Consider the following 3,966-nt stretch of genomic DNA (forward strand, 5'->3'; position numbering starts at 1 on the left):
CGCCATGGCTGACCAGCAGCCGGACGCAGGCACCGGCGACCGCACCCGCCGGGACGCGGGCCCGCCCGCCCCCGACGAGCTCCACGCCCGCCGCGTGGCCCGCCGGAACGAGGAACTGGGGACGCTCGGAACCTCCTCCGACCTCCCGTCGGCCGAGCCGCCCGCCCTCCGCGACCGCCTCGCCCACCTCCCCGACCGGATCGGCGCGACCAACCCGGCCGCCGACGCCCCGGTGGACGCCCCCGCGGTCCAGGCCGCCGCCGCGGCCGGCGACCCCGACACGGACACCGCCTGGTGGCCGACCCGGATGGCCAACGCCGTCCCGTCCCACCCCGACGGTGAGGTGGACACCCGCCGCGACCAGCCGGCGCTGGGCACCGACACCCCGTAGGCCGTGCGCGCCGGAGGCGGCGACCGGAGGCCGTCCGCCGGCGCGGCACGCCTGGCGGCACCGATGCGCCCGTGGCCTACGGCGCCCGCGCACGGGGACACTCGCGAGTGGTTGCGGGGCCCGGGCCGGGGAGGGCGCGCGTTGGATCAGCTGCGGGCGCGGGCGCGGGCACGTGCCGGGCTCGCGGGGTGGGTTCTGGTCCGCCAGCCGCCGGGCGCGCGTTCGACGAAGCCGCCGGCGGCCAGCAGGCCGAGACGGCGCAGCGCCCCGTCCAGATCGAGTCCGGCGGCGAGTGCGACGGCGGCGGTGCCGGCCGCGCCGGGCCGCTCGGGGACGGCCGCGAGCACCCGTGCCTCGACCGGGTCGAGGTGGTCCCGGGGCACCACCGGCCCGGATTCCGGACGCAGGTCCTCGCCGATGGGTCCGACGTGCTCGATGACGTCGGCGGCGTCGGTCACGCAGACGGCCTGCCAATCCCGCAGCAGCCGGTGGCAGCCCACCGACGACGCCGACGTCACCGGGCCGGGTACCGCCATGAGCGCCCGGCAGAGGTCGCGTGCGTGGGCGGCGGTGTTGATGGCGCCGCTGCGGGCCCCGGCCTCGACCACCACCGTGCCGGGGGTGAGCGCCGCGATCAGCCGGTTGCGGACCAGGAAGCCCGGGCGGGTCGGCGCGGTACCCGGTGGGTGCTCGCTGACCAGGGTCCCGCGCGCCGCGACCTCGGCGAACAGGCTCTCGTGGCCGCGCGGGTAGCCGATATCGAGGCCGCAGGCGAGAACCACCACGGTCGCGGCGCCGCCGGCCAGCGCGCCGCGGTGCGCGGCACCGTCGATGCCGTAGGCGCCGCCCGAGACAGTGGCCCACGACCGCTCCGCCAGCGCGTACGCGAGCTCACCGGCGACGTGCACCCCGTACGGCGAGGCGGCGCGCGCCCCCACGACCGCCACCGACCGCAGGCAGGCGTTGCGGAGGTCGTGCGCGCCGCGCACCCACAGCGCGTAGGGGCGGCGCTCCCCGAGGGCGTCGAGCTGCCCGGGCCACTCGGGGTCGCCGGGCACCACCAGCCGCGCGCCGAGGTCGTCCCCGCCGGCCAGCAGGGTGTCGGGGTCGACGCGCCGCGCGCGGTCCCGCCAGCGCCGGATCCGGGGCTCGGCGCCGCCGGTTTCGGCTGGCTCGACGGGAAGTGGTGCCGTCCCGCGCAGCGCCGACCACACCCGGGCCGCGCCGAGCCGGTCGAGCAGCCGGCCCAGCAGGGGGTCGCCCGGGGCGGCGACGGCGGTCAGGCAGGCCCGGGCGAGTGCGTCGTCGGCGGCGGCGCCCGCCTCGACGGGCTCCTCCGGGGCCTCCGGCTCGTCGGCGGGGGCGGTCATGACGCGGCTCCCATCCACAGTGCGTAGGCGTATCCGGTGTCGTCGGCGGTGGGCACGGCCCGCCCGGCGAGGTCGGCGAGCGTCCAGGCGGTCCGGAGCACCCGGTCGACGCCGCGCGCGCTGATCTCGCCGCGGTCCAGCGCGGCCGCCAGGACCCGTACCGCGTCGCCGGGGACCGGGAAGCGCCGGCGCAGCTCCGCCCCGGGTACCTGGGCGTTGGTGCTCCACGGCGTGCCGGCCAGCCGCCGCGCCGCCCGTCCGCGGGCGTCGCGGACCCGTGCGGCCACGGTCTCCGACGATTCGGCGAACGCCTGGTCGGCGAGGAGCTCGGCCCGCGCCACCGGCTGCAGCTCCACCTTCAGGTCCACCCGGTCCAGCAGCGGACCGGAGAGCCGGGTCAGGTAGCGGCGGCGCACCAGGGACGGGCAGACGCAGCCGCGGCCGGGCTTGCCGCAGGGGCAGGGGTTGGCCGCCAGCACCAGCTGGAACCGCGCTGGGAAGCGGGCGGTGGCGGCGGCGCGCGCCACCACCACCTCGCCGGACTCCAGCGGCTGGCGCAGGGAGTCGAGCACGCCCCGGGAGAACTCCGGGGCCTCGTCCAGGAAGAGCACTCCGCGATGGGCGAGGGAGACCGAGCCCGGCCGCAGGTGGCCGCTGCCGCCTCCGATGACGGCGGCCCGGGTGGCGGTGTGGTGCGGATCGCAGAACGGCGGATCGGTGATGAGCGGCTCGCCCCGGGGCAGGGTGCCGGCCACCGAGTGGATGGCGCTGGCCTCGATGGACTCGGACATGGTGAGCGGCGGGAGCACGGTGGGCAGCCGCTCCGCGAGCAGGCTCTTGCCGGTGCCCGGCGGACCGACCAGGAACAGGTTGTGCCCGCCGGCCGCGGCGATCTCGACCGCGCGCCGGGCGACCGGCTGCCCGAGGACGTCGGCGAGGTCGGGGCGGCGGCCCGGTGCGCGCTCCGGCCCGGTGCCGAGTTCGGCGTCCGGATCGTCCTCGGCGCCGAGCACGGGGTCGGGATCACCCCGCAGGCGGGCGAGGAACTCGCCGAGCGAGCCGACCGCGAGGACGTCGACGCCGGGGACGAGCATGGCCTCGGCGGCGTTCGCCCGCGCCACCACGAACCGGGAGCGGCCGGTGCGCACCCCGGCGAGCACGGCGGGGAGCACGCCGCGGACGGGCCGGGTGCGGCCGTCGAGCCCGAGTTCGGCGAGCAGCACGGAGTCGTAGACGGCCTCGACCGGCAGCGCGCCGCTGGCCCCCAGCACGGCGGTGGCGATCCCGAGGTCGAACCCGCTGCCCCGCTTGGGGAGGCTGGCGGGCGACAGGCTCACGGTGATGTGCTCCTCGGGCCAGTGCTCGCCGCTGTTGACGATGGCGGCCCGGATCCGGTCGCGCGCCTCGCGCAGCGCGGTGTCGGGCAGTCCGACGAGGGTCAGGCCGGCGGGACCGTCGCCCAGGTGCGCCTCGATCTCGATGTCGTGCCCCTCGACGCCGAGCAGCGCGACCGACCTGGTGCGGGCCAGGCCCATCTACGCCACCCCCCGGTGGTGCCGCAGGTACCAGCGCCCGCCCGGGCCGGGCAGCACCGACAGGACGTCGACCCGGACGCGGGCGTAGGACTCGGGCCGCCCGGCGGCCCACATGTGCGCGAGCCGACGCAGCCGGGCCCGCTTGGCCGCCGTGACGGCCTCCAGCGGGCTGCCGAACCTGGCGCTGGACCTGGTCTTGACCTCGGCCGCCACCAACGTGGCACCGGTCCGCGCCACGATGTCGATCTCCCCCTCCCGGCACCGCCAGTTGCGCGCGAGCACGCGCATCCCGGCCCGCTCCAGGTACACGGCGGCGAGCTCCTCGCCCCGGCGCCCCAGCACCTCACTCCGCCGCGGAACCCGATGTGTCATCAGGACCACCTCCCACCTCCCACGGTGCGCAAGGCGGGCACCTCGCCGCCACAGCCGCCGCCCGCCTGTGGACAACCCCATTCGCGCGTCGCGGAGCGTGCCGCCGCACCGTGTCCGGGCGGTGGCGCCGCTCCCCGGCCGGAGCGCGGCCGGGGGATGAGCGCCGAGGGCCCGGTGGCCGGCCGGCGGTCGGCGGTCGCGTCCGAACGCGCGGGCCCGGCTGTCGCTCGGGCGGCCTCCGCCGTCGATCGCACGGCTTCCCAGGGCCGGATGCGAGCGGCGGGGTGGCGGGCGCAGC

General features: G+C 78.5%; 4 protein-coding genes. 1 reads left to right on the forward strand and 3 read right to left on the reverse strand.

Annotation, left to right across the window (positions count from 1 at the left end; all coding sequences use genetic code 11):
* Positions 1 to 391 (forward strand): hypothetical protein (locus DEF28_RS27750; protein WP_199493549.1); only part of this gene is annotated, 391 nt, incomplete at its 5' end.
* 146 nt (positions 392 to 537) lie between these two features.
* Here the strand turns inward: DEF28_RS27750 and dprA are convergent.
* The 3 genes from dprA to DEF28_RS25840 are packed head-to-tail and all read right to left on the reverse strand — an operon-like array spanning position 538 to position 3,668.
* Entirely contained in the window at positions 538 to 1,761 is a 1,224-nt protein-coding gene (gene dprA / locus DEF28_RS25830; protein WP_114400804.1) for a DNA-processing protein DprA, read from the reverse strand.
* Positions 1,758 to 3,296 carry a YifB family Mg chelatase-like AAA ATPase gene (locus tag DEF28_RS25835; protein ID WP_114400805.1) on the reverse strand — a complete coding sequence of 513 codons (1,539 nt, stop codon included), beginning with the start codon at positions 3,294 to 3,296 and terminating at the stop codon, positions 1,758 to 1,760. Before DEF28_RS25835 ends, dprA begins: the two co-directional genes overlap by 4 nt.
* A complete protein-coding gene (locus DEF28_RS25840; protein WP_181874461.1) occupies positions 3,297 to 3,668 on the reverse strand; it encodes a YraN family protein in 372 nt (123 codons plus the stop codon).
* Positions 3,669 to 3,966: the final 298 nt, after the last annotated feature.

It is taken from the genome of Marinitenerispora sediminis (assembly GCF_003336425.1).
GTDB classification, from domain to species: Bacteria; Actinomycetota; Actinomycetes; order Streptosporangiales; family Streptosporangiaceae; genus Marinitenerispora; species Marinitenerispora sediminis.

Coding starts and splice junctions, on each gene's coding strand:
- dprA (WP_114400804.1), bottom strand. CDS start 1,761: ATGACCGCCCCCGCCGACGAGCCGGAGGCCCCGGAGGAGCCCGTCGAG.
- DEF28_RS25835 (WP_114400805.1), bottom strand. CDS start 3,296: ATGGGCCTGGCCCGCACCAGGTCGGTCGCGCTGCTCGGCGTCGAGGGG.
- DEF28_RS25840 (WP_181874461.1), bottom strand. CDS start 3,668: ATGACACATCGGGTTCCGCGGCGGAGTGAGGTGCTGGGGCGCCGGGGC.